Origin of the sequence: Marinobacter sp. DUT-1, assembly GCF_050379415.1 — a bacterium.
Lineage (GTDB): Bacteria > Pseudomonadota > Gammaproteobacteria > Pseudomonadales > Oleiphilaceae > Marinobacter.
This window is the reverse complement of the sequence record NZ_JBNRLS010000004.1, coordinates 352,065-374,782: the sequence shown is the minus strand read 5'-3', so window position 1 is coordinate 374,782 and position 22,718 is coordinate 352,065. Positions and strand designations below refer to the sequence as shown.

General features: G+C 58.8%; 21 protein-coding genes. 16 read left to right on the top strand and 5 right to left on the bottom strand.

The window, feature by feature from the left end; translation table 11 throughout:
* Positions 1–39: 39 nt before the first annotated feature.
* The 4 genes from ACQUTG_RS14955 to ACQUTG_RS14940 all read left to right on the top strand — a co-directional run bounded on the left by ACQUTG_RS14955 (position 40) and on the right by ACQUTG_RS14940 (position 6,081).
* Positions 40–1,353 (top strand): MinD/ParA family ATP-binding protein, encoded by a 1,314-nt coding sequence (locus ACQUTG_RS14955; protein ID WP_428920174.1) that lies wholly within the window; start codon positions 40–42, stop codon positions 1,351–1,353.
* A 232-nt stretch (positions 1,354–1,585) separates the two neighbouring features.
* Complete coding sequence (locus ACQUTG_RS14950; protein ID WP_428920173.1) at positions 1,586–3,127, top strand: fatty acyl-CoA reductase; 1,542 nt, start codon at positions 1,586–1,588, stop codon at positions 3,125–3,127.
* A 299-nt stretch (positions 3,128–3,426) separates the two neighbouring features.
* Positions 3,427–5,376, top strand: a complete 1,950-nt coding sequence (gene acs, locus ACQUTG_RS14945) for an acetate--CoA ligase (RefSeq protein WP_428920172.1) — start codon at positions 3,427–3,429, stop codon at positions 5,374–5,376.
* Between the two features lie 39 nt (positions 5,377–5,415).
* Positions 5,416–6,081 carry a LuxR C-terminal-related transcriptional regulator gene (locus ACQUTG_RS14940; RefSeq protein ID WP_113861070.1) on the top strand — a complete coding sequence of 222 codons (666 nt, stop codon included), beginning with the start codon at positions 5,416–5,418 and terminating at the stop codon, positions 6,079–6,081.
* Between the two features lie 113 nt (positions 6,082–6,194).
* Here ACQUTG_RS14940 and ACQUTG_RS14935 read toward each other — a convergent pair whose 3' ends face one another.
* The gene (locus tag ACQUTG_RS14935; protein WP_428920171.1) at positions 6,195–7,178 is read right to left on the bottom strand and encodes a D-2-hydroxyacid dehydrogenase; all 984 of its coding nucleotides are present in this window, start codon (positions 7,176–7,178) and stop codon (positions 6,195–6,197) included.
* 366 nt (positions 7,179–7,544) lie between these two features.
* Between ACQUTG_RS14935 and ACQUTG_RS14930 the strand changes: the two genes are divergently transcribed.
* The 3 genes from ACQUTG_RS14930 (at position 7,545) to ACQUTG_RS14920 (ending at position 9,638) form a co-directional block, all read left to right on the top strand.
* Complete coding sequence (locus ACQUTG_RS14930) at positions 7,545–8,771, top strand: pyridoxal phosphate-dependent aminotransferase (protein ID WP_428920170.1); 1,227 nt, start codon at positions 7,545–7,547, stop codon at positions 8,769–8,771.
* Positions 8,772–8,780: 9 nt separating this feature from the next.
* Positions 8,781–8,972 (top strand): CPXCG motif-containing cysteine-rich protein, encoded by a 192-nt coding sequence (locus ACQUTG_RS14925; RefSeq protein WP_092004739.1) that lies wholly within the window; start codon positions 8,781–8,783, stop codon positions 8,970–8,972.
* 93 nt (positions 8,973–9,065) lie between these two features.
* A complete protein-coding gene (locus ACQUTG_RS14920; RefSeq protein WP_428920169.1) occupies positions 9,066–9,638 on the top strand; it encodes a DUF1439 domain-containing protein in 573 nt (190 codons plus the stop codon).
* Between the two features lie 133 nt (positions 9,639–9,771).
* Here ACQUTG_RS14920 and ACQUTG_RS14915 read toward each other — a convergent pair whose 3' ends face one another.
* Positions 9,772–11,031: an aspartate aminotransferase family protein gene (locus tag ACQUTG_RS14915; protein WP_428920168.1), complete on the bottom strand. Its 1,260-nt coding sequence runs from the start codon at positions 11,029–11,031 to the stop codon at positions 9,772–9,774.
* A gap of 44 nt (positions 11,032–11,075) precedes the next feature.
* Entirely contained in the window at positions 11,076–12,230 is a 1,155-nt protein-coding gene (locus ACQUTG_RS14910; protein ID WP_428920167.1) for an isocitrate/isopropylmalate dehydrogenase family protein, read from the bottom strand.
* A 193-nt stretch (positions 12,231–12,423) separates the two neighbouring features.
* On the opposite strand from ACQUTG_RS14910, the gene ACQUTG_RS14905 reads away from it, so the two are divergent.
* On the top strand, positions 12,424–13,188 hold the full coding sequence (locus ACQUTG_RS14905; protein WP_428920166.1) for an EAL domain-containing protein: 765 nt from the start codon (positions 12,424–12,426) through the stop codon (positions 13,186–13,188).
* Positions 13,189–13,222: 34 nt separating this feature from the next.
* Complete coding sequence (locus ACQUTG_RS14900) at positions 13,223–13,579, top strand: hypothetical protein (protein ID WP_343815533.1); 357 nt, start codon at positions 13,223–13,225, stop codon at positions 13,577–13,579.
* Between the two features lie 119 nt (positions 13,580–13,698).
* On the opposite strand, the gene ACQUTG_RS14895 is transcribed toward ACQUTG_RS14900, so the two are convergent.
* Positions 13,699–14,592, bottom strand: coding sequence for a LysR family transcriptional regulator (locus ACQUTG_RS14895; protein ID WP_428920165.1), 894 nt, complete (start codon positions 14,590–14,592; stop codon positions 13,699–13,701).
* A gap of 141 nt (positions 14,593–14,733) precedes the next feature.
* Here ACQUTG_RS14895 and ACQUTG_RS14890 point away from each other — a divergent pair, with 141 nt between their 5' ends.
* From ACQUTG_RS14890 to ACQUTG_RS14870, 5 genes are all read left to right on the top strand, one after another.
* Complete coding sequence (locus ACQUTG_RS14890; RefSeq protein WP_428920164.1) at positions 14,734–15,954, top strand: acyl-CoA dehydrogenase family protein; 1,221 nt, start codon at positions 14,734–14,736, stop codon at positions 15,952–15,954.
* A gap of 413 nt (positions 15,955–16,367) precedes the next feature.
* Positions 16,368–17,189 (top strand): SDR family oxidoreductase, encoded by an 822-nt coding sequence (locus tag ACQUTG_RS14885; protein WP_428920163.1) that lies wholly within the window; start codon positions 16,368–16,370, stop codon positions 17,187–17,189.
* 30 nt (positions 17,190–17,219) lie between these two features.
* Positions 17,220–18,284, top strand: a complete 1,065-nt coding sequence (locus ACQUTG_RS14880; RefSeq protein WP_428920162.1) for a phosphotransferase family protein — start codon at positions 17,220–17,222, stop codon at positions 18,282–18,284.
* Positions 18,284–18,973, top strand: a complete 690-nt coding sequence (locus tag ACQUTG_RS14875) for a histidine phosphatase family protein (RefSeq protein WP_428920161.1) — start codon at positions 18,284–18,286, stop codon at positions 18,971–18,973. Before ACQUTG_RS14880 ends, ACQUTG_RS14875 begins: the two co-directional genes overlap by 1 nt.
* A gap of 17 nt (positions 18,974–18,990) precedes the next feature.
* Complete coding sequence (locus ACQUTG_RS14870) at positions 18,991–19,761, top strand: SDR family oxidoreductase (RefSeq protein ID WP_428920160.1); 771 nt, start codon at positions 18,991–18,993, stop codon at positions 19,759–19,761.
* A gap of 123 nt (positions 19,762–19,884) precedes the next feature.
* Here the strand turns inward: ACQUTG_RS14870 and ACQUTG_RS14865 are convergent, their stop codons facing one another.
* Positions 19,885–20,760 carry a DUF6279 family lipoprotein gene (locus tag ACQUTG_RS14865; RefSeq protein WP_428920159.1) on the bottom strand — a complete coding sequence of 292 codons (876 nt, stop codon included), beginning with the start codon at positions 20,758–20,760 and terminating at the stop codon, positions 19,885–19,887.
* Between the two features lie 139 nt (positions 20,761–20,899).
* On the opposite strand from ACQUTG_RS14865, the gene ACQUTG_RS14860 reads away from it, so the two are divergent.
* Both ACQUTG_RS14860 and ACQUTG_RS14855 read left to right on the top strand, forming a co-directional pair.
* Positions 20,900–21,148, top strand: coding sequence for a DUF2798 domain-containing protein (locus tag ACQUTG_RS14860; RefSeq protein WP_428920158.1), 249 nt, complete (start codon positions 20,900–20,902; stop codon positions 21,146–21,148).
* A gap of 151 nt (positions 21,149–21,299) precedes the next feature.
* A complete protein-coding gene (locus ACQUTG_RS14855) occupies positions 21,300–22,706 on the top strand; it encodes a DUF4397 domain-containing protein (RefSeq protein ID WP_428920157.1) in 1,407 nt (468 codons plus the stop codon).
* Positions 22,707–22,718 lie beyond the last annotated feature (12 nt).

Below are 22,718 nucleotides of genomic sequence, written 5' to 3'. Positions count from 1 at the left end.
TGTTATTCGCTGTTTTCCCAGGGACGAGAACACATTCAAATGGCCCTTGATCCGGATACTGACAAGCACAATTCGAACCACTCCCACACCGTTGCTATTGCCGGTGGCGGGAGTGGGGCTGGCAAAACCACCGTGGCGCTGAACCTGGGCCTTACCCTGGCAAGGCAGGGTAAACGGGTGTTGTTGCTGGACGGCGACACCGGGCCCTCCAGCCTGAGCACGCAACTGGGACTGCAATCAGGCAAGGATTTTGCCGACGTGCTTGAAGGACGGTGCCGTCTGGAAGAGGCCCTGGCGAAAGCGGATTATGACCTGGCCATCCTGCCCGGGGCTGCCGGGCTGCACCAATGCCTGAACATGGTTCAGCGGGATGCCGCGACCGTGCTGGAAGAGCTGTCCGATCTGGAGCGGGCTTATGACTATGTGCTTGTGGATGCCGGCAGCAGCACGGACCTCGCGGGACTGCACATGGTGGCCAGCGCTGCGCTGTCCTGCATGGTGGTAACGTCGGATCCCGAGTCCGTGAAGCAGGTGTTTTCAATGGTCCGGAACCTGAGAAAGCGCGGGTACCGGCGGGTCCCCAGCGTGGTCGTCAACATGGCTTCCGGAGCCAGTCAGGCGCAGTCGATTTTCCAGCGGCTGGACGGTGCCGTCGGCCGTCATCTGGGGGATTCCCTCCATTATCTCGGCGCGATCTGGCGTGACGAAACCCTGCGCCAGTCGGTGGTGACCGGAGTTCCGGTGGCAACGTTGCCGGTATCCGATCCTTCCTGCCGCCAGTTCCATACCCTCGCGGACATGCTGGACGTCCGCCTTTCCCGTCTACCGCCCGAGAAATCTGGAGTGGCGGGTTACTGGCAGTCGGTTATTCGACGCCGGCAGAAAACGGAATTGCACCATCAGGAAGAGACCGTCGAGCGCCCCCGGAGCGAAAAAGAACGTCTCTCTGCCACCATGGATGAGCTGGATTCTATACTCGGCCAGCGCCTGGACCCCATGCTGCGTTATGACGCATTCAACCGTTTTTTTGCACTGCTGGGGCGCAATCTCGATGCCGATAGCATTGAGTTTATCCAGACCGGTCTGGCAGCAATGCCCTGGGAGAAAATGCCGTCCGGGGACCGACAACACATGGCCACTCATTTAAGGCATCTGGCCGGCCAGATTGCGCCTTCGGAGAATGAAAACCCCGAGCCGGCCACTGTGCCTGCGGCAGCACCCGAGCCCTTGTTTGACCGTATCAGCCTTGGTGAACAGGAGCGTCTCGTGCGGGCTCTGAGGGAGCAGCCGGCTGATGTTTCCATTGATCAGTTGCTTCGCGCCCTCGCCATTCACGGTGCTGACCGCTCCTGAGATGTGTCTCAGGTGTGCCCGTTTTCTTGTCATTTCTTTTGTATTTTATGTGTCGTAATTTTGCGGTTTGTCACCGTGTTGTCACGGGGGTTGTGCAAAAATTGTTCGCAAAGACAGGCATGGTGGCCCGTAATATGCAACCGATCCGGTGAAAGGTTGGATGTGATTCGGGGCTACCGCCCCGGCAGGTATTGATCCGGCTAATCAGCTCAGTCAGAGAAGGAGTTCGTCCATGGCAACACAGCAAATCACCCCCGAAGCATCTTCATCGAAGGTACTCGATGCACTTCGAGGCAAGCAGGTTCTGGTTACCGGAACCACCGGTTTCCTGGGCAAGGTTGTCCTGGAGAAGCTGATCCGGACAGTGCCGGACATTGGTGGCATACACCTGCTCATTCGGGGGAACAAACGCCACCCGGATGCCCGTAGCCGGTTCCTCAACGAAATCGCTACGTCATCCGTCTTCGAGCGCTTGCGTGTCGAGGATCCTGAGGGTTTTGAAGCCTTTATTGAGGACAAGGTCCATTGTGTTACTGGAGAAGTGACCGAATCCTGCTTCGGCTTGCCCCTGAAGGATTTTGACGCTCTGGCCAACGGCCTGGATGCCGTAATCAATTCTGCCGCGAGTGTGAATTTCCGGGAGGAACTCGACAAGGCACTGACCATCAACACTCTCTGTCTGGACAATATCGCCGAGCTGGCGCTCAGAAACCGCGAACTGGCGGTGATTCAGGTTTCCACCTGTTACGTGAACGGGATGAATGCAGGGCAGGTGACCGAGTCCGTCATCAAGCCTGCCGGCGAAGCGATCCCCCGCAGTGAAAACGGTTATTTTGAGATCGACGAGCTGGTCAACCTGCTCGAAGACAAGATTGCAGACGTGCGCTCGCGCTATTCCGGCAAATTGCTCGAAAAGAAACTGGTGGAACTGGGTATCCGGGAAGCCAACCGCTACGGCTGGAGTGACACCTACACCTTCACCAAATGGCTGGGTGAACAGCGCCTGATGAAAGCGCTGTCGGGCCACCCGTTGACCATCGTTCGCCCGTCTATCATCGAGAGCGCGCTGGAAGAGCCGGCGCCAGGCTGGATTGAAGGTGTGAAGGTGGCGGATGCCATCATTCTGGCTTATGCCCGCGAAAAGGTAACCCTGTTTCCGGGCAAGCGCTCCGGTGTCATCGACGTCATTCCGGTGGACCTTGTCGCCAATGCCATTATCCTGGGTCTGGCCGAGGCGCTGTCCGAGCAGGCAGGGCACCGCATCTACCAATGCTGCAGTGGCAGTTCCAACCCGATCTCTCTGGGCGAGTTCATCGACCACCTGATGGCTGAGTCGAAGAGCAACTATGCCGAGTATGACCAGCTGTTCTATCGCCAGCCCACCAAGCCTTTTGTGGCGGTGAACCGCAAGCTGTTCGACACTGTGGTTGGCGGTGTCCGTATACCGTTGAGGCTCACGGATCGGGTGCTCAAGCTACTGGGCCACACCCGGGAGCTGAAAATGCTCCGGAACCTGGATACCACCCGTTCGCTGGCGACCATCTTTGGCTTCTACACGGCCCCGGATTATATTTTCCGGAACGATGAACTGATCGCCCTGTCAGCCCGCTTGGGCGGTTTGGATCAGGCCCTGTTCCCGGTGGACGCCCGTCAGATTGACTGGTCGATGTACCTGCGCAAGATCCATCTTGCCGGTCTCAACCGTTATGCGCTCAAGGAGCGAAAACTGTACAGCCTGCGCGCGGCCCACGACCGCAAAAAGAAAGCGGCCTGACCCGGCCGGGTATACGGATCCGGTCGCAATGACCGGGTCCGGTCATTTTTACTGGCGATTTTCCTGTCTCGGACTATCCTCAAGATAGCTTCTCAGTTTGTGTTTTTTCCAGCCGTTTCTTGCAGTTTGCCGTCAGTTTGGGACTAAAAGTGCAGGCACATTAGGACGTTAGTCTAATTCATTGTGTGGTGGCACACATGTTGAACTACGACTATCCGTCTTCTGGGCCGGAGAGGCCCGATCGCTCTGTTTTTAAAAACCGACAATGACAACAGACTCTAACTAAAAGGGGGAGCACAATGACTGATAAACAGCTATATCCGGTAAGCCCGGAAGTGGCCGAACGGGCCCTGGTAACCCGGGAACAGTATGACGAGATGTATCGTCAGTCAGTCGAAGACCCGGATACCTTCTGGGGTGAACACGGTAAGCGGATTGACTGGATCAAGCCTTTCACCAAGGTCAAGAACACCTCTTACGACTACAACAACCTGTCCATCAAGTGGTTTGAGGATGGTGTCCTGAACGCCTCCGCCAACTGCCTGGACCGTCACCTGGCAGATCGCGGCGACCAGACTGCGATCATTTTCGAGGGTGACGATCCCTCTGAGTCCCGCAACGTTACCTACCGTGAACTGTACGAAGAAACCTGTAAGTTCGCCAACGTGCTGAAAGATCAGGGCGTCAAGAAAGGCGATGTGGTTACCATCTACATGCCGATGATCGTGGAAACCGCGGTTGCCATGCTGGCCTGTGCCCGTATCGGCGCGATCCACTCCGTGGTCTTCGGTGGCTTCTCACCGGAAGCACTGGCGGCCCGGGTCGTCAACGGCAAATCCCGCTTCGTTGTTACTGCTGACGAAGGCCTGCGTGGTGGCCGTGCGATCCCCCTGAAGAAGAACGTGGATTCCGCACTCAAGCATGAAGAAAACGCCAACGTCGACAAGGTGATCGTTGTCACCCGTACCGGCAACAAGGAAGTACCCTGGACCGAGGGCCGTGACCTGCGTTACGAAGACCTGATGAAGTCCGCCTCCGCCGAGTGCGAGCCCGAGCCGATGAACGCGGAAGATCCGCTGTTCATGCTCTACACCTCCGGCTCTACCGGCGCTCCGAAGGGCGTGCTGCACACCACCGGTGGTTACATGGTTTATACCTCCATGACCCACCAGTATGTATTCGACTACCACGACGGTGACGTCTACTGGTGTACTGCCGACTTCGGTTGGGTCACCGGCCACAGCTACATCCTTTACGGCCCGCTGGCCAACGGTGCCATCACCCTGCTGTTTGAGGGCGTGCCCAACTATCCGGACAGTTCCCGTATGGGTCAGGTGGTCGACAAGCACAAGGTCAACATTCTGTACACTGCGCCGACCGCTATCCGTGCACTGATGGCCCAGGGCGAGTCCTGCATGGACGGTACTACCCGTGAAAGCCTGAAACTGCTGGGTTCTGTAGGCGAGCCGATCAACCCGGAAGCCTGGGAGTGGTACCACCGCGTTATCGGTAACAGCAAGTGCCCCATTGTGGACACCTGGTGGCAGACCGAGACCGGCGGCATCCTGATTTCTCCGCTGCCCGGCGCCGTGGACCTGAAGCCGGGTTCCGCAACGCTGCCGTTCTTCGGTGTCCAGCCGGCGCTGGTGGATAACGAAGGTAACATCCTGGAAGGCAAGACCGAGGGTAACCTGGTTATCCTGGACAGCTGGCCTGGCCAGATGCGCACCATCTACGGTGACCATGAGCGTTTCGTGCAGACCTACTTCAGCACCTACAAGGGCATGTACTTCACCGGTGACGGTGCCCGTCGTGATGAAGACGGTTACTACTGGATCACTGGCCGTGTGGACGACGTACTGAACGTCTCCGGCCACCGCCTGGGCACCGCCGAAGTCGAAAGCGCACTGGTTGCCCACGACAAGGTGGCGGAAGCGGCCGTGGTCGGCTACCCGCACGACATCAAGGGTCAGGGCATCTATGTCTACGTAACCCTGGTGCAGGGCGAGGAGCCCAGCGAAGAGCTGAAGAAGGAACTGGTCCAGTGGGTACGCAAGGAGATCGGTCCGATCGCTTCTCCGGATGTGATCCAGTGGGCGCCTGGACTGCCGAAGACTCGTTCTGGCAAGATTATGCGTCGGATTTTGCGTAAGATTGCCGCTAATGAGCATGATCAGCTGGGCGATACCTCTACTCTGGCAGACCCGGGTGTCGTGGACGAGCTGATCAGCAGCCGGGCGTTCAAGTAACGCCGGCGGTCAGCCAATAACCTGTAAGGAATCTGTTGAATGACACAAACAATTATCGTCGCTGATGATCACCCGCTGTTCCGAGCAGCATTGAAGCAGGCGGTCAGTCAGGCGGTGCCGGATGCCAAGACGGTTGAAGTCGACAGCATCAAGTCACTGCAGGCGGCGGTAGAGTCGCACCCGGATGCGGATCTGGTTCTGCTGGACCTGAACATGCCGGGCGCCCACGGCTTCTCCGGGCTCGTGTTCATGCGCGGGCAGTATCCGGGGTTGCCGGTGGTGGTTGTGTCAGGATCGGAGGAACTGCAGGTGATGCGTCGTTCGATCGACTACGGGGCGTCCGGCTTCATTCCGAAGTCGGCGCCACTGCCGACCATTACCGAGGCGATTCAGGCAGTCCTGGAAGGGGATGTCTGGCTGCCGGAGGGTGTGGCCGAGAAAATCGAACGGATGCAGTCCGAGTCGACGGATTTCTCCGAGCGCCTGGCGTCCCTGACGCCACAGCAGTTCCGGGTACTGGGTATGCTGGCCGAGGGGCTTCTGAATAAACAGATCGCTTATGATCTGGATGTGTCGGAGGCGACCATCAAGGCCCACATCACAGCGGTGTTCCGGAAGTTGGGGGTTCGTAACCGGACCCAGGCAGTGATCGCGATCCAGCAGATGGAGATCGATCCTTCGGATCAGTCGCTTTCCGGTGGTTGATTGACGTTGGGGTCAGATGAAAGCTTTCAGCTGACCCCGGATTTGACCTGAAAAACGGGAGCCCCTGGGCTCCCGTTTTTGTTTCTGCGGCCTGTTAACCCCCTGGGCTGCCGTTATTTGCTGCCGGCGTAACCGAGTCTCTTGTCGACCAGGTTGAACCGGTCACGGCCTTTGTGCCACAGATCGAAGTTTTCGAGGAACTGGTCGGTCAGGGCGCGTTTCCAACCGATGAAATCGCCGGCCATGTGGGCGGTCATTATGACGTTTTCCATATCCCAGAGTGGGTGTCCCTTGGGCAGAGGTTCTTCCTCGAACACATCCAGAGCGGCGCCGGCGATTTCCCTTTCTTCCAGCGCGACGATCAGATCATCGGTTTTCACGATGGGGCCGCGGCCGATGTTGATGAGTCGGGCGCTGTTACGCATGGCCTTGAATGCTTTGTGGTCGAACAGGCCCTCGGTCTGCGGCGTGAGGGGCGCAGCAATGACCACAAAATCATAGTGCGGCAGCTGATTGAACAGGTCATCGTTGCCGTGCACCGCCACGAAATCCGGATCGTCGTGGCGCGGGGTGCGGGCAATGCCATGGGGCTGGAGCCCTGCCGCCCGGACCAGGCGGCCGATCTGACGGCCAATGGAGCCGGCGCCGACCACCAGCACCTGCTTGCCCTCGGCCCGCTCGGTGTCCCGGTGTTTCCATTCATGCCGGTGCTGGAGGCGGATCGAATTCGGAAAATCCTTGGCGAACATCAGAATGGTGCAGAGTACGTACTCGGCGATCGTCCGGTCAAAGATGCCCCGGGCATTGGTGACGACCACATCGCTTTCGATCAGGCCCGGGAACATGAGGGCATCGACGCCGGCACTGGTGGCGTGGATCCACTGGAGTTTGTCGGCACAGGGCCAGGCAGCTTCCAGGGCTTCGGTCCTGAAATCGGTCACCATCATCACGTCCGTGCCCGGCAGGGTGTCTCTCAGCGTCTGTTCGTCACAGGCAAACCGGACTTCGGCCCGGGCTTTTAACGCATCCATCCCTGGTGGCTGCTGTTCGCCAGGGGCTGTCAAAACGGTTACAACCGGTTTGCTTTGCTGAGTCATTGGGCCTCCGCCTCGTTATCGGTGAACAATGAAATTGCTGCGGTGGGTCGGGTATACCGCTTCCTACAGTCTGGTTTGACGATGGAGTGCGGTCAACCTGGGAAAGTCTTCAATAAGATGGGGTCAGATGAAAGTTTTCATCAGACCCCGGGGGATCGGATCAGGGGTCTGAAGAGAGCCTACTTCTGACCCCAGGTTTGCTTTGCCGCAGGGCCGAAATCGTGCGGCTTCAGGGCCCGGAATCACGCGCCCCGGGGCCGTATTTTTACTTATCCCATCTTTGTTGGTTTTTGTCTTGTACCGCCTGTTGTTACTGACTAACCTGCAGAGGTAGGTCTTTTCCCGTCCCGTCCCGAGGAGGTATTTATGGCAGAAGCTCCCAACCGCGAAACCGGCCAGGCCAAGCCACGCAAGATCAAGTATCGCAAGGCGAAGGCCAGCTGGAACCCTGCCATGCAGGCGATTCCGGTATCCGGTATTCGTCGTCTGGTGAATATGGCCTCGAGCATGAAGGACGTGATCCATCTGTCCATCGGCCAGCCGGATCTGCCCACGCCGAAGCACATCATTGATGCCTATGTCGACGCGCTCAATGCGGGTCAGACCGGCTACACCATGGACGCCGGCCTGCCGGAGCTGTTGGTGGCACTGCGAGACTATTACGGTCGCCGTTACAACCGGAAACTCACCCGGGACAACATCCTCATTACCAGCGGCGCCACCGAGGCCATGTACCTGGCGTTGTCGGCCACCTCGGCACCGGGCCGGCAGTTCATCGTCACGGACCCGTCGTTCCTGCTGTACGCTCCGCTGATCCGGATGAACGGTGGCGAGGTCAAATATGTACCAACCCGGGCCGAGAACAACCATCAGCTGGATCCGGATGACGTCATCCGTGCCATGGGGTCCCGGACCTTTGCGTTGGTCCTGAACAACCCGAACAACCCCACCGGGGCGGTGTATCCGCGCAGTACCGTCGAGACCATCCTGGAGGAGTGCGCCTACCGGGGTATCCAGGTCTATGCCGATGAAGTGTATGACCACCTGATTTTCGATGACGATGATTTTGCCAGTGTCCTCAACTGCTCCATGGACCTGGACAACATCATGTGCATCAGCAGTTTCTCCAAGACCTACAGCATGGCGGGCCTGCGGGTTGGCTGGGTGATTTCCAGCCAGGCGGCGATCAAGTCACTGCGCCGTTACCACATGTTCACCACATCGGTAGCCAATACCCCGGCCCAGTTCGCCGGAGTGGCGGCCCTGACCGGTGACCAGCAGTGCGTGAAGGACATGGTCGATATCTACCGTGAGCGTCGGGACAAGGTGGTGGAACTGATCGATCAGACTCCCTACATGACCGGGTACAAGCCAGGAGGCGCATTCTTTGCCTTTCCGGACCTGCCGCCCCATGTGGACGGCTCGGATCTGGCACTGCGCATGCTCAAGGAAACCGGGGTCTGCGTGGTGCCGGGGGATGCGTTTGGCGAAGAATGCACCAATGCCCTGCGCATCAGTTTCTCTACCACCTGCGAACGGCTTGAAGAAGCGTTTGACCGGGTCATCCCCTGGATGGCCAAGCAGCAACTGTAAGGAGCCTGCGTGTCTGCCCTGGAGTCTGTGCTCATCCAGTGCCCCTACTGCTGGGAGACGCTGGACATCAGCGTCGACCCGTCAGTAGCAGAGCAGGAGTACGTGGAGGACTGCCAGGTCTGCTGCCAACCGATCCTGCTGCATGTAACCATTGACGAGAACCTCACGCCGCACGTTGAAGCCCGGGCCGAGAATGAGTAGGTCCGGGTCGTTCCTGACCAATCTTTAATACCCTGTGGTTGCCCGATCCTGCCCCCTGGCGCAGGATAAGAGCATCTTTCGGAGGAACCATTCATGAAAACATTACCAAACCATGCCCTGTGGGCACTTCTGGCTATTGTGGCACTGCTCTCAAGTGGCTGCGCCAGCATCTCCCCCTACGCGATCTCAGAGGGGGAACTGGAGAGCCATCTGAAAGATGTGGTGGCGGAGTATGACCGCAAGCAACTGCAGAGTGGTTCCCCACTGAGTCTCAGCCTGGATGATGCCGATATCACGCTGGGCCCGGACGGCCGGGATGTTGCTGTGATCGATTTGCGCGGCCAGGTGGCCCTGAATGCACTGATGACAAAGCTGCCGGTGGACATTGCCCTGAAAGTGGAGGGTGCTCCCTACTACGATAGCCAGGAAAAGGCCGTTTATATCCGTCGGCTGCAACTGCTGGAAAGCAGTATCGACTCTCCGTTCTTCAAGGGTGATCTGGCGCCGGTGACCGATACCGTGATGCGGGTGGTTGCCCAGATGCTGGAGACCATGCCGGTGTATCGTCTGGATGAGGCCGACTTTGCCCAGCGGATGTTCGGGATGGTCCCGATGGATGTGCGGGTAGCGCCGGGGCGGCTGGAATTCGTGATGGACAACGAATAATAAAAATGGGGTCACTAACGTGGGGTCAGATGAAAGCCTTCATCTGACCCCGTCTTGGGTCTATCTACAAAGTTTAAAAAGGGGTCAGAAGAAAGCGTTCTTCTGACCCCGACTTACGGCCGGGCTTTAAACTTCAGGCAGTCGCCTTCAGCGCCTCTTCGAAGATTCCCGTCGCCTCGTCGATCTGCTGCTGGTTCACAATCAGCGGCGGCAGCCAGCGAACGATCTCGTGATAGGGCCCGCAGCGCAGCATCAGCAGCCCGCGTTTCTCGCACTCCTTGAGAAGGTTGCCCGCCCGTTCGCCATCCGGACAGTCGCCACGCCGCATTTCCACACCCACCATCAGCCCCTTGCCGCGGATATCCGCCATCTCGGGGTAGTCCTTCTTCAGGGCATGGAGGTTGTCCCAGAGGCGCTGGCCCATGCTGGCAGCATTTTCGACCAGGCCTTCCTCCCTGATCACATCGATGGTGGCAATCGCCGCAGCCGCAGAGACCGCATTGCCACCGTAGGTGCCTCCCTGTGATCCGGGCCAGCCCTTGGCCATGGTTTCCTCGGAAGCTGCCAGCGCGGAGATCGGGAAACCGCTGGCCAGGCCTTTGGCAATCATGATGGCGTCCGGGGTGACACCGAAGTGCTCATGGGCCCAGAACTTGCCGCTGCGGCCGAAGCCCGCCTGAACCTCATCGAATACCAGCATGATGCCATGCCTGTCGCAGCGTTCCCGCAGGCCCTGCATGAAACGGGCATTGGCGGGCACGTAGCCGCCTTCACCCTGAACCGGCTCGATCAGCATGGCGGCGGTTTCCTTCGGGGCTGAATAGGTCACAAAGATCCGGTCCAGTTCCTTCAGGCAGAAATCCGTGGCCTCTTCGATGCTCCAGCCATAGTGGAAAGCATGGGGGAAGGGGGCAACGACCACACCACCCATCATCGGACTCACGCCGGCCCTCAGGCCGACACTGGAGGTGGTCAGGGAAAGCGACCCCATGGTTCGGCCATGGAAGCCACCATGGAACACGATGATGTTCGGACGCCCCGTAACCTGTCGCACCAGCCGGATGGCACCCTCTGCCACTTCTGTCCCGGCATTGGAAAAGAAGAAGGCGTTCAGGGGATCCGGAGTCAATTCACCGAGCTTTTCAGCCAACTCAGGCAGCCTCGGATTCATCACCGTGGTGGCCTGGGCATGGATCATGGTGGCCACCTGTTTCTGGGCTGCCTCCACAACTCTGGGGTGGCAGTGACCGGTACTGGTTACCCCGATTCCCGACGTGAAATCCAGGTAGCGCTTGCCATCCGGATCAATAATGTAGGCGCCTTCGCCCTTGGCGGCAGTGATGCCGGTGGCCTGCTTGAGCAGGGGGGATAACTTGCCTTTGTGCTCGGTCACAGTGCACCTCCAGAAGTGAGTGGAATACCTCTTTTGCAGACTAGTCAGGCCTCCAGCCGTTTACAAATGGCCTGGCCTATTTCGTGGGTGCCGCGACGTTTGCCCGCATTCTGGGCGAGGTCTGCGGCGACCGCGCCGAACAGTTCCTTCCCTGCTGCGCCCAGATTCGGGTCTTTGCGACCCAACCATTCCAGCATGCGGGCGGTGGTGAACAGCATCGCCGTCGGATCCGCCAGACCCTGTCCAGCGATGTCCGGGGCACTGCCATGGGTGGGCTCAAACATGGATGGCATATCCGTGTCTGTGGGATTCAGGTTGCAGGACGGCGCGACGCCCATACCTCCGGACAACACGGCTGCCAGGTCGGTGAGGATGTCCCCCTGGAGATTGCTGGCGACGACCACGTCGAACGCCCACGGGCTCTGGACAAATTTCATGCAGGCGGCGTCCACCAACTCGTGATGGGTCGCGACATCCGGATATTCCTTACTGATGGCCTCAAAAGCCTCGGTGTACATGTCTCCCCAGTAACGCAAAGCATTGCGCTTTGTTACCAGGCACACCTGGCTTTCGCAGGTGCGACCGTCCAGAGTCCGGAAACTGCGGGTCCGGCCGTCCCGCACCCGCTCTTCCGCACGCATTCGTGCCTGCTCAAAGCCGTAACGGATGATCCGGTCGGTGGCTTTGCGGGTGAACACCTCCATCTGAGTCGCCACTTCATCCGGCGTACCCTGGCGCAGGCGGCCGCCCTGGCTGACATACTCGCCTTCGCTGTTTTCCCGGATGACCAGCATATCGATATCCCTGGCGCGTTCATCGGCCAGGTACTGCCGCGCGCCCTCCAGGAGGCGGGCAGGGCGTTCGCAGACCCATTGGTCGAACCCTTTGCGCATCTCCAGAAGCGGCGCCAGGGAAATGCTGTCCGGCAACAGGTAACGATCAGGGTCATCCATGGGGCCGGGGTCACCGAGGGCGCCGAGCAGTATGGCATCGTATTTTTTGAGTTGCTCCAGTGCGTCCTTGGGCCATGATTCACCGTTCTCCTCGTGCCAGGCATGAGAAGGCCACGGGAAACGGGTCCATTCCAGTGCGAGGCCGTGCTTGGCACGCAAGGTTTCAAGGCAACGTACTGCCTCCGCTACCACTTCCGGACCAATGCCGTCGCCCGGTGTAACAGCAATACGTGTAGATTGGACCATTCTGGAGACTCCTTTTCATAAAAGACGCGTATAAGTACAAAAGTCAGTGTAGTCACCCGTACCGGGGATGCCACCGCTTGTCCTCAGGGATTGCGTACGTGGTTTTACCAACGGAAAACCGACAACTATAGTTTGGAGAAATATGTTCAACAGACATGCGGCCGCCGCCTGTACTGAGAAACCAGGAGTAGATGTGGAGCGACCTGAAGTTCTCTTTGATGCGTCCCACTGCGATCAATGCGCCTGCGGAGAAGGCCTGGATTTTTCGTTCAGCTTTGCCTTCCAGCCAATCGTGGACGTCCTCAACCGCTCAGTTTTCGCTCACGAAGCCCTGGTCCGGGGAACCGAAGGCCAGGGGGCTCACCATGTGCTCTCCCGGGTCAACGACCAGAACAGGTATGCCTTCGACCAGGTCTGCCGGGTCAAGGCGGTCAAGCTCGCCTCACGACTCGGCATGGATTCGAGGCTCAGCATCAATTTCATGCCCAATGCCGTGTACCAGGCGGAGTATTGCATCCGGACGACGCTGGCGGCGGCCAGGACCTACAACTTCGACACCAGCAAGATCATTTTCGAGCTGACCGAAAACGAAAAACTGTCCTCCGTCCAACACCTGGTGTCGATTATCGAGGCCTACCGGGAAATGGGTTTCAGCACTGCGATTGACGATTTCGGCGCCGGCTACTCCCGCTACAACATCATGATGGCCAGCCCGCCGGACCTCCTGAAACTGGACATGGGGCTGGTGCGGAACATCAACGCCGAACCCAACAAACAGGCGGTTATCGCAGGTATCATTGCGATGATGGAGCGCCTGGGAGGTCGCATCATTGCGGAAGGGGTGGAAACCAGGGAAGAGTATTTCTGGCTGCGTTCACAGGGCATCAACCTGTTCCAGGGGTACCTGTTTGCCAAGCCGGGTTTTGAGTGCCTGCCGGAACCCGAGTATCCTGCCTGATCCGGGCCTCTACTGAACCTGAAGGGACACGAAAGTGCTGTATCGCATCATCACCATTATTGGCGCACTGGTCTTTGTCGCCGCCCTGTTCGGGCTCATCTGGTTCTTCTGTAAAAAGTTCCTGGAGCACCATGGCGTGACCGATCAGGTATCTGACCGGGCCACTGTCCTGGCTACCTGGACCTTTGCCGGTATCAGCGTCGGCCTGGTATTCGCCGTGGCCGGTGCTTTCATACTCGGCCCTTGGGCCTTCTACCGCACCTTGCGTGGCCATGGCGTAAATATTTCCGATGCCGCGGCCGTCTGGTGGGGACTGGGGATTGTGGTGGCGTCTCTGGGGATTACCGCCGCTGGCTTCTTCGGGTTCCTGGCGGCGGTGGGGGCTTACTGAAGATGAGGTCAGATGAACGCCTTCATCTGACCCCAATTTCATCCCACCCGAGCTGCTGCCGGCCCCACTCCGGGGTCAGAAGAAAGCCTTCTTCTGAGCCCTCCTTTAACCACCCCACTTTAACTGACGCTCCGAAGCTGCTCTCTCAACCACACCAACGCCGGTTCCTTCTCATAAGCCTTGTGCCAATACAGGTGTACATCCAGAGAGGGTAGATCAGCCGGTGGATCCATGAGTGCGAGGGACGAGCTCTCCGCGATGATGCGGGCATAGGTTTCCGGCATGGTGAGCAGCAGGTCTGTGCCTTCGACTACCCGGCAGGCCGCGAAGTAGTGCTGACACCGCAGGCGTATGTTCCGGTGCACCCCCAGGCGTGACAGCTCAAAATCCTCGATGCCCGGTCCCTCCGTGCGGGACGAAACGAGTACATGCTGGGCCGAGAGATAGCCTTTCATGGTCAGTGCATCGCCGGCAATGGGGTGGTCCTTGCGAGCGAGAACTACCAGTCTATCCCTGCGCAGGAGTTCATGGCCGGTCTGGCTGCTCACCGGCAAGAGTACATCCACCGCAAAATCCAGTTTGCCGGCTGCCAGCTGCGTTTCCATCTCCCGCCGGGCGATGCGGCGGGAAACGATCTCCAACTCCGGGTAGGCATCGAGCCGTTGCATCAACTGCGGAAGAAACGTGGATTCAAGTACATCCCTTAAGCCGAGCGAGTAGGTCTTGCGCTGGTTGGCCGGGTCGAAGGCATGGAACTGGTTCACTGCGCTCTGAATCTGCGTGAGCCCCGGTCGCATCGATTCCAGGAACCGGCGGGCCAGGGGTGTGGGAATCATCTGGTTGCCCTGGCGGGTGAACAGGGGATCGTCGAAGTGATCCCGCAACCTGGACAGGGAATGGCTCACTGCTGGCTGGGTCAGGTGCAGGGCTTTGGCAGCTCGGGTCAGGCTACCTTCCCGGTAAATGGTGTCGAACACATGCAGCAGGTTCAGGTCCAGGCGATTCAGGGCCATGATTGGGATCCGTTGTTCTGAATAAGTCCGGATAATGATAAACGATAAGAATAATTCAGTCGCCTAATACCTTGGTCCTGCCTAGACTGGTCTCAACAAGCGCTCGATGCGCGGGCTTTTCAGAATCAGTGAGGACAGGCAATGGACTTCAACATCTCCGAAAAAGGCCAGGATTATCTCAACCGCGTGAAGCAATTCATGAGGGACGAGATTTATCCGATCGAAGAACAGTACCACAGGGAACTGATGTCCCTGGAAAACCGCTGGGTGGTGCTCCCGATCATCAAGGAGTTGAAGGAGAAGGCCAGGGCCCAGGGTCTGTGGAACATGTTCTTCCCGGACGAGAAATACGGCTGCGGCCTGCTCAACTCGGACTATGCCCTGATTGCAGAGGAAACCGGGCGGAGCTTCATCGCCCCGGAGATCTTCAACTGCAACGCCCCGGATACCGGCAACATGGAAGTGCTGATTCACTATGGCTCCGACGAGCAGAAAGCCGAGTGGTTGCCCGGGCTCTTGAGTGGTGAGATTCGTTCCGCGTTTTGTATGACCGAGCCCGCCGTCGCTTCATCCGACGCCACCAACATGGAAGCCACCGCCATTGTCGAGGGTGACGACGTGGTGCTCAATGGGCGCAAGTGGTGGAGTACCGGTATCGGTCACCCGGACTGCAAAGTGGGTATCTTCATGGGTCTGACAGATCCCGATGCCCATAAGCATCGCCAGCATTCCATGGTGCTGGTGCCGCTGGATACTCCGGGGGTGAAGATCGAGCGGATGCTGCCGGTGTTTGGCGCCTACGATGAGCCCTACGGCCACGGTGAGGTCCTGTTCGATAATGTCCGCCTGCCCAAGAGTGCAATCATCGCCGGCCCGGGTCGCGGCTTCGAAATAGCCCAGGGCCGCCTGGGGCCGGGGCGCGTACACCATTGCATGCGGGCCATCGGTGCGGCGGAGCGCACGCTGGAACTGCTGATCAAACGGGCCACCACCCGGGAAGCCTTTGGCCGCCCGATTGCCAAGCTGGGTGGCAACCCGGACATCATTGCCAATGCACGTATGTCTATCGAGCAGGCGCGTCTGTTGACTCTCAAGTGTGCCTGGGCGCTGGATACCAAGGGCATTATGGGGGCGCTGCAGGAGGTTTCCATGATCAAGGCGGTGGTGCCGCAGATGCTGCAGACCATTGTCGATCAGGCCATTCAGATTCATGGTGGTGCCGGTGTCAGCGATGATGACTTCCCGTTGACCCAGTTGTTTGCCTATGCTCGGGTATTGCGGTTGGCGGATGGGCCGGATGAGGTTCATCGGGCTATGGTGGCTCGGCTTGAGCTTCGGAAGTATAAGCAGCAGGCCTCCTGACCTTGGGGCTGGAGCCAGCGGGATGGGGCGTCTCAAACCCGCTCCTTCGGCACCCCTGCGGGGTCCGGCCCGCAATCACAGATTGCGGTCGTTCGGCTGTCGCATGAAGCTTCGCTTCATAAACGCTCGGCCTCACCCATGTGACGCTTGAGCTCCGCCATCCATGGCTCCGCACAGTTTCAGACGCCCCATCCCGCTGGCTCCGACGTACATTGGAGTTGCCTTTGAGGTGATTCCTCCGAAAGACTGGGAGCTGCTGGCGGGTAGGCCCTTCCAAAACCTTGCGGAGCCATGGATGGCGGAGCAGAGCGTACAGGGACGTATTCACAGCGTGTTTTGGAAGGGCCTACCCGGCAGCAGCTCTTGCACTGACGTTTGGGACCATTCACTGAGACAAAAACGGTAAAACAACGATGACACAGAGAGTATTCATAACCGGAGGGGCCAGTGGTCTCGGCCGGGCGATTGCATTGAGGTATGCCAAAGAAGGCGCCAAAGTCTGTATCGGTGACATCAACCCGGAGCAGGGTGTGGCCGTCGAGCAGGAGATCAATAAGGATGGTGGCGAAGGCTACTTTGTCGAATGTGATGTGCGCCGGCTGACGGACTTCGAGAAAGTGCGGGATGACCTGGAGAAGAAGTGGGGCGGTGTGGACGTTGTCGTGAACAACGCCGGTGTTGCCTCTGCCGGGTCTATTGAGGACACCACTATGTCCGACTGGGAGTGGATCCTCGATATCAACGTGCTGGGCGTGGTGCGTGGTTGTAAGGCCTTTACGCCGCTGTTCAGAGAGCAGGGCTCCGGGGCATTTGTGAACGTGGCCTCCATGGCCGGGCTGATGCTGGCGCCGTTGATGGACAGCTACAATGTCTCCAAGGCTGGGGTGATCGCCTTGTCCGAGACCCTGAGTCAGGAACTCAGGGACGCTGGCATCCACGTCAGCTGCGTGTGCCCGGCGTTCTTCCAGACCAATCTGGCCAGCACCATGCGCTCGGACATTCCCGGCATCCAGCAGAATGTGAACAAGCTGATGAAGCGCTCCAGCATTACGGCCGAGGACGTCGCCGAGGACATTTTCCGGAGCGTGAAGGACAAGAGCTTCTGGGTGCTGCCTCATGCGAAAGAACGCCGGATGTGGGTGTTGAAGCGCCACGCGCCTTGGGCTTTTGACTGGCTGATGCATCAGGAAAGCAAGCGCTGGATGAACAAGATGGGCGGCAAAGCCAACGCCTGAGTGGCCGGAACAGACCACAGGAGAACCTGAATGACACAGATCGACCAGGCGGTGGATATCCGCGAAGGCGAAGAGCTGGACGTAGCCGCTGTTGACCGATTCATGAAGCAGGCGATGCCAGGGCTGGAGGGGCAGCCCTCGATCAAGCAATACCCCGGTGGCGCCTCCAACCTGACCTATCAGGTGGATTACGGCGACCAGTCCTACGTGCTGCGTCGGCCGCCGTTCGGCAAGATCGCCAAGTCGGCCCACGACATGCTCCGGGAGGCGCGGGTCATGCAGGCGCTGAAGCCGGAATACCCTTACGTGCCGAATATCGTGGCGATCTGCGACGATCATGACGTTCTTGGTTGTGATTTCTACGTTATGGAGCGCCTGAAGGGCATTATCCTGCGGCAGGATTTCCCGAAGGATTTCGAACTGAGCGAGGCCGACACCCGCAAGCTTTGCCTCAACGTGATCGACAAGCTGGTGGATCTGCACCTGGTGGACGCCAGGGCCGCAGGTCTGGACAAGCTGGGCAAAGGCGCCGGTTACGTGCAGCGCCAGATCGGTGGTTGGAGCGACCGGTTCCGCAAGGCCCGGACTGACGATGTGGGTGATTTCGAGGCGGTGATGAGCTGGCTCAATGACAAGATGCCGGAAGACATTGCCCAGGTTGTGATTCATAACGATTTCCGCTTCGACAACGTGGTGTTGAACCCGGACAACCCTTTTGAAGTGATCGGTGTGTTGGACTGGGAAATGGCTACCATCGGCGATCCGCTTATGGATCTGGGTAACAGCCTGGCCTACTGGATCGAGGCGGACGATGAGGGTCCGTTCCAGATGCTTCGGCGTCAGCCTACTCACCGGCCGGGAATGCTGTCCCGCAAGGAAGTGGTGGAGTACTACATGGAAAAGTCGGGTTTCCATGCCGATAATTTCGATTTTTACGAAATTTACGGTCTGTTCCGGCTGGCGGTGATCATCCAGCAGATTTATTACCGCTTCTACCATGGCCAGACCAAAGACAAACGTTTCGCCGCCTTCGGCCACGCCGCCAATTACCTGGAGAAGCGCTGCCAGCGGCTGATCAGCGAGAGCACTCTGTAATGGCGACCATCTATCTGATCCGGCATGGCCAGGCCAGTTTTGGCAAGGACAACTACGACGAGCTGTCCCCCAGGGGGTGGGAGCAGGGGCAGGTGCTTGGACGCTGGCTGGCGAATAAAGTCACGCCCAACGCGGTGTTCGGCGGCAATATGGAGCGTCACCGGGAAACGGTTGAGGCCGTCGCCTCCGGGTTCGGTCGGTCGTTGCCGGATATGCAGGCGGTTGAAGGGCTGAACGAATTCGATCACATGCAGGTGGTCGAGCGGCTGAAGCCGGAATGGGCGGACCGGCAGGTCATGGCCCGGGATATGGCCGCCTTTCCCAAGCCTGCGCGGCTGTTCCAGCAGGTGTTCGAGGAAGCGATGGCGCGTTGGATCAGCGGTGAGTTTGACGATGAATACGCCGAGACCTGGGGCGCCTTTCAGGCACGGGTCATTGCCGCACTGGATGAGCTGATCGGTTACGCCGATGGCGGTGATGTCCTGGTTTCCACCTCTGGCGGCCCGATAGCTGTCATTGCCCAGCATTTGCTGGGGCTCTCCGATGAGAAGGCGCTGGCGGTGAACAACGTCATCGCCAATACCAGCGTTTCCCGCATTCTCTATTCCGGCCCGCGTCGCAGCCTGGCCGTCTTCAACAACTACAGCCACCTGGAGGCGGAAGATCCCGCCCTGGTGACATTCCGATAACGCATTAGGGGAAATCCATGAGTACCAAGAACCTGTTTGATCTGTCCGGCAAGGTGGCTCTGGTCACCGGCGCCAGCCGCGGTATTGGCGAGAGCATTGCCCGGACCCTGGCCCATTACGGGGCCCACGTCATCGTCAGCAGCCGCAAGATCGACGGCTGCGAGCAAGTGGCCAGCAGCATCCGTGACGAGGGCGGCAGCGCCGAAGCGGTTGCCTGCCACATCGGGGAAATGGAACAGATCGAGGCTATCTGGGAGCATATCGACAAGGCCCACGGCAAGCTGGACATCCTGGTCAACAATGCCGCCGCCAACCCTTATTTCGGTCCGGTGGAGGACACCGATCTCGGCGCCTTCCAGAAAACCGTGGATGTGAACATTCGCGGCTACTTCTTCATGTGCGCTCGCGGTGCCCAGATGATGAAGAAACACGGTGGTGGCGCGATCGTTAACGTGGCGTCCGTCAACGGCGTGAACCCCGGCCATTTCCAGGGTATCTATTCGGTTACCAAAGCGGCGGTTATTTCCATGACCAAGTCCTTCGCCATGGAACTGGGCCAGCAGAACATTCGCGTCAACGCACTGCTGCCGGGCCTGACCGACACGAAGTTCGCCAGCGCTCTGACCACCAACGAGGCGATCAAGAAACAGGCCATGGCCCATATCCCGATGAAACGCGTGGCCGATCCGGACGAGATGGCGGGGACGGTGCTTTATCTGGTGTCTGGAGCTTCGAGTTATACCACCGGGGCTTGTATTAATGCCGATGGTGGATATCTGACCATTTGATGCGGGAGTAGTCGGGGTCTGATGAACTTGTTCATCTGACCCCGGTGCCGCGGGCTTAACCTCGAGTTTTGGCTTTGAAAACGGGGTCAGATGAAAGCTTTCATCTGACCCCACCTTCACCCTTCAGGCTGCCGAACAGGTCAGCGCCCTGAAATCCCCCCGAAGCTCCACCGCTCTCTCTTCCAGATGCGCCAGATGCGAAGGCGCTCCGGCTTCGATCAGCTCATACATCAAATCCGCCATCGCCACCCGGCTCTCGGCCATCATCTCCTTGTAGGGCTCTCCGCGCACCTCTTCCGAGTTCATCAGCAGATAGCGGATTTGCTCCCCAAATTTCGGTGAGTCCCGCTCCTCCAGGGCTTCCAGCAGCGCCAGTTGCCAATTCCGGCGGCCCTCCAGCCAGATCTCGGTCTGCCGACCCCGGCTTTCCGACCACTCACGGGCAATTCGTTGTTGCCGGGGGTTCAGGGGGCCAAGCCAGTTTTCGATACGCTCAATCGTCCGCTCAGCCCGGGCTTCGACTCGTGCCTCGGGAGAATCCAGCAGGAATTTCTCCTCCATCTCCCCATGGTTCCGGGCCATGTTCCTGGCCAGCTGGGCGACCTGTTCGTCGCTGAGCGAGGCGAGCAGGTTGGTGGCGGTCGGCGCGGCCTGCTCAAGCAATCCGGGCAGGAAATCGAACAGGCGTTGCTGGTGGTAGCTGACCCTTGCACGATCCAGGTCGCCCGACCGGGCGTCCCGGACCAGTTCGTGCAGCCATTGGCGATAGCGGGGCAGTTCCGCGGTGCAATGCCACTGGCGGAGGTTGTCGAGGTCCCTCGCCAGTTGCTGTTCCTGCTCGCCGGTCAGGGTCACGTAGTCGTCGACCCACCAGTTGACGCCCCAATCCGCGTACCGGTAAGCCGTGCGTGTTGAGCTGCACGCCGAGAGTAACGCGATGGTCAGGAATAACACGGTTGCCCGAATCATGGCGCCCGTTTGGTAGGCGAGAGAACTCATCTCGGTGCCTCAGCGTAAAGCCCAATGGAAAAACATTGCATGCTCATTATCATGCATCCCTGTCATAGGTATTACGAATCAGGGCCTGGAACGGATGGAGCTGGCACGAGCCCGCCATGCCCTGACTTACGGAGATTCAATGTCCAAGCAAAAGTTCGCACGTGTTCGCCAGTTTGTCTTTGCGTTCTACATGTCCGGCATCATGTCCCTGATGATGTCAGGAATCATCACGTTTATTAACACCGGGCTCATCGAGGGTTTCCTGACGCGCTGGGGCTCTGCCTTCCTCGTGGCCTGGGGCTCGGCATTCCCGCTCGTAATTTTCGTCGCTCCGCTTGCCGGGCGGCTGACTGCGCGAACACTTCGTGTGCTGGTGGATGAGAACTAGCTTCCCGTGCCGTAAGCTCTATTGTCAAAAAATGTAAATCTGTTTGTTGCACCCATCCGTAGATTGTTTTTCGTACAGTTCATGGAATGAATCTGTGCAGGTTCGAACCATCAAACCCTGTTTGCAACCTCGCAAGTGAGGATGAGTGACAATGAATACAAAATTTGCTTTGCCTTTGGTGGTGGCCAGTAGTGTGTTGTTGGCCGGGTGTTTCGATGGTGACGACGATCCGGCGAAAACCAGCGTCCGGGTCATCCATGCTTCTTCTGATGCGCCAGCAGTCAATGTGCGTGTGAACGATCAAACGGTGGTTTCGGGGGCTGACTACAAGCAGGCCGCCGTTCTGACCCCGAATGCCGGTACGGCCTCGATCGCGGTTGATGGCATCTTGCCGGGCGGTGAGACCGCCACCGTGATTGATGCGGATGCTTCTCTTCGATTCGATACCAAATACGATGTGATTGCCGTGGGTAAGGTGGGCGACCAGACCATCGCCCCGCTGATTCTTGCTGACGACGGCGAACGCGAAAGCGCCGATTCTGTCCGCCTCCGGGTCGCGCATTTGTCGCCCGACGCTCAGGAGGTCGCCGGCGGCCCAGTTGATGTCTATGTGACGGCGGCCGGTGCAGAACTTCCTGCCGAAGCTACCTTCTCGTTTGCTTTCCAGGAAAGCGTTGGCCCGCTGGAAGTTCCTGCCGGTGAGTATCAGATTCGGGTTACTCCGACCGGGTCGGATACAGTTGTCTATGACAGTGGGGCCGTGACCTTGCCAAGCGGGGCTGATCTTCTGATCGGTGCCATTGATAACACGGTGTACGGCGCGTCTCCCGTCAGCTTGCTGGTGATCAACGGCGGCGAAACCAATGAAATACTGTCAGCGGATACCGGAGCCGGAATCCGGGCTGTGCACAACTCTTCTGATGCGGGCCCTGTCGACCTGTACGTCAATCGCACCCCGGGAACGGATGAGCCAAATGTCAGTGGGCTGCTGTATACCGAGACTGTGCCGGCCGTGGCCTCACTGGGCAGTTACGTAGGCCTGGAAACCGGTGAGAATAATGTGGCCATTACGGCCGCGGATGGAACTGAAGCAGTCATTGAGGCAGCGCTGGATCTGGAGATCGGTGATGTCCTGACTGTGATTGCCGCTGGTACAGCCGCTGATTCGAGTCTTCAGGCCCTGGCTTTTGCCGATGACAACCGTAGCATTGCCACGGCAGCCAAGCTGAGGGTTATCCATGGCGCATTCGAGGCCCAGGTGGTGGATGTTTATCTGCTGCCAACAGCTGCAGGAGGTGCTGCTGAAACCGCTATCGACGGCTCCACGGCTCCTGCACTCGATGACTTCCAGTTTGGTGAGTCTTCCGGATATCTGCAGGTTGCGGCAGGGGATTACGTGGTTATCGTCACCGATACCGATGGAAATCAGCTGCTGAAGACAGGCAGTATCCCGCTGGCAGCGGGCGGCGTGTACACCGCGATTGCGCGTCTGAGCGAGTCCCCGGAACCGGGTGCTGTTGCCGACATTACTGGCATTGATGATGCTTCAGCCTTGTAATTCTCGACAGAC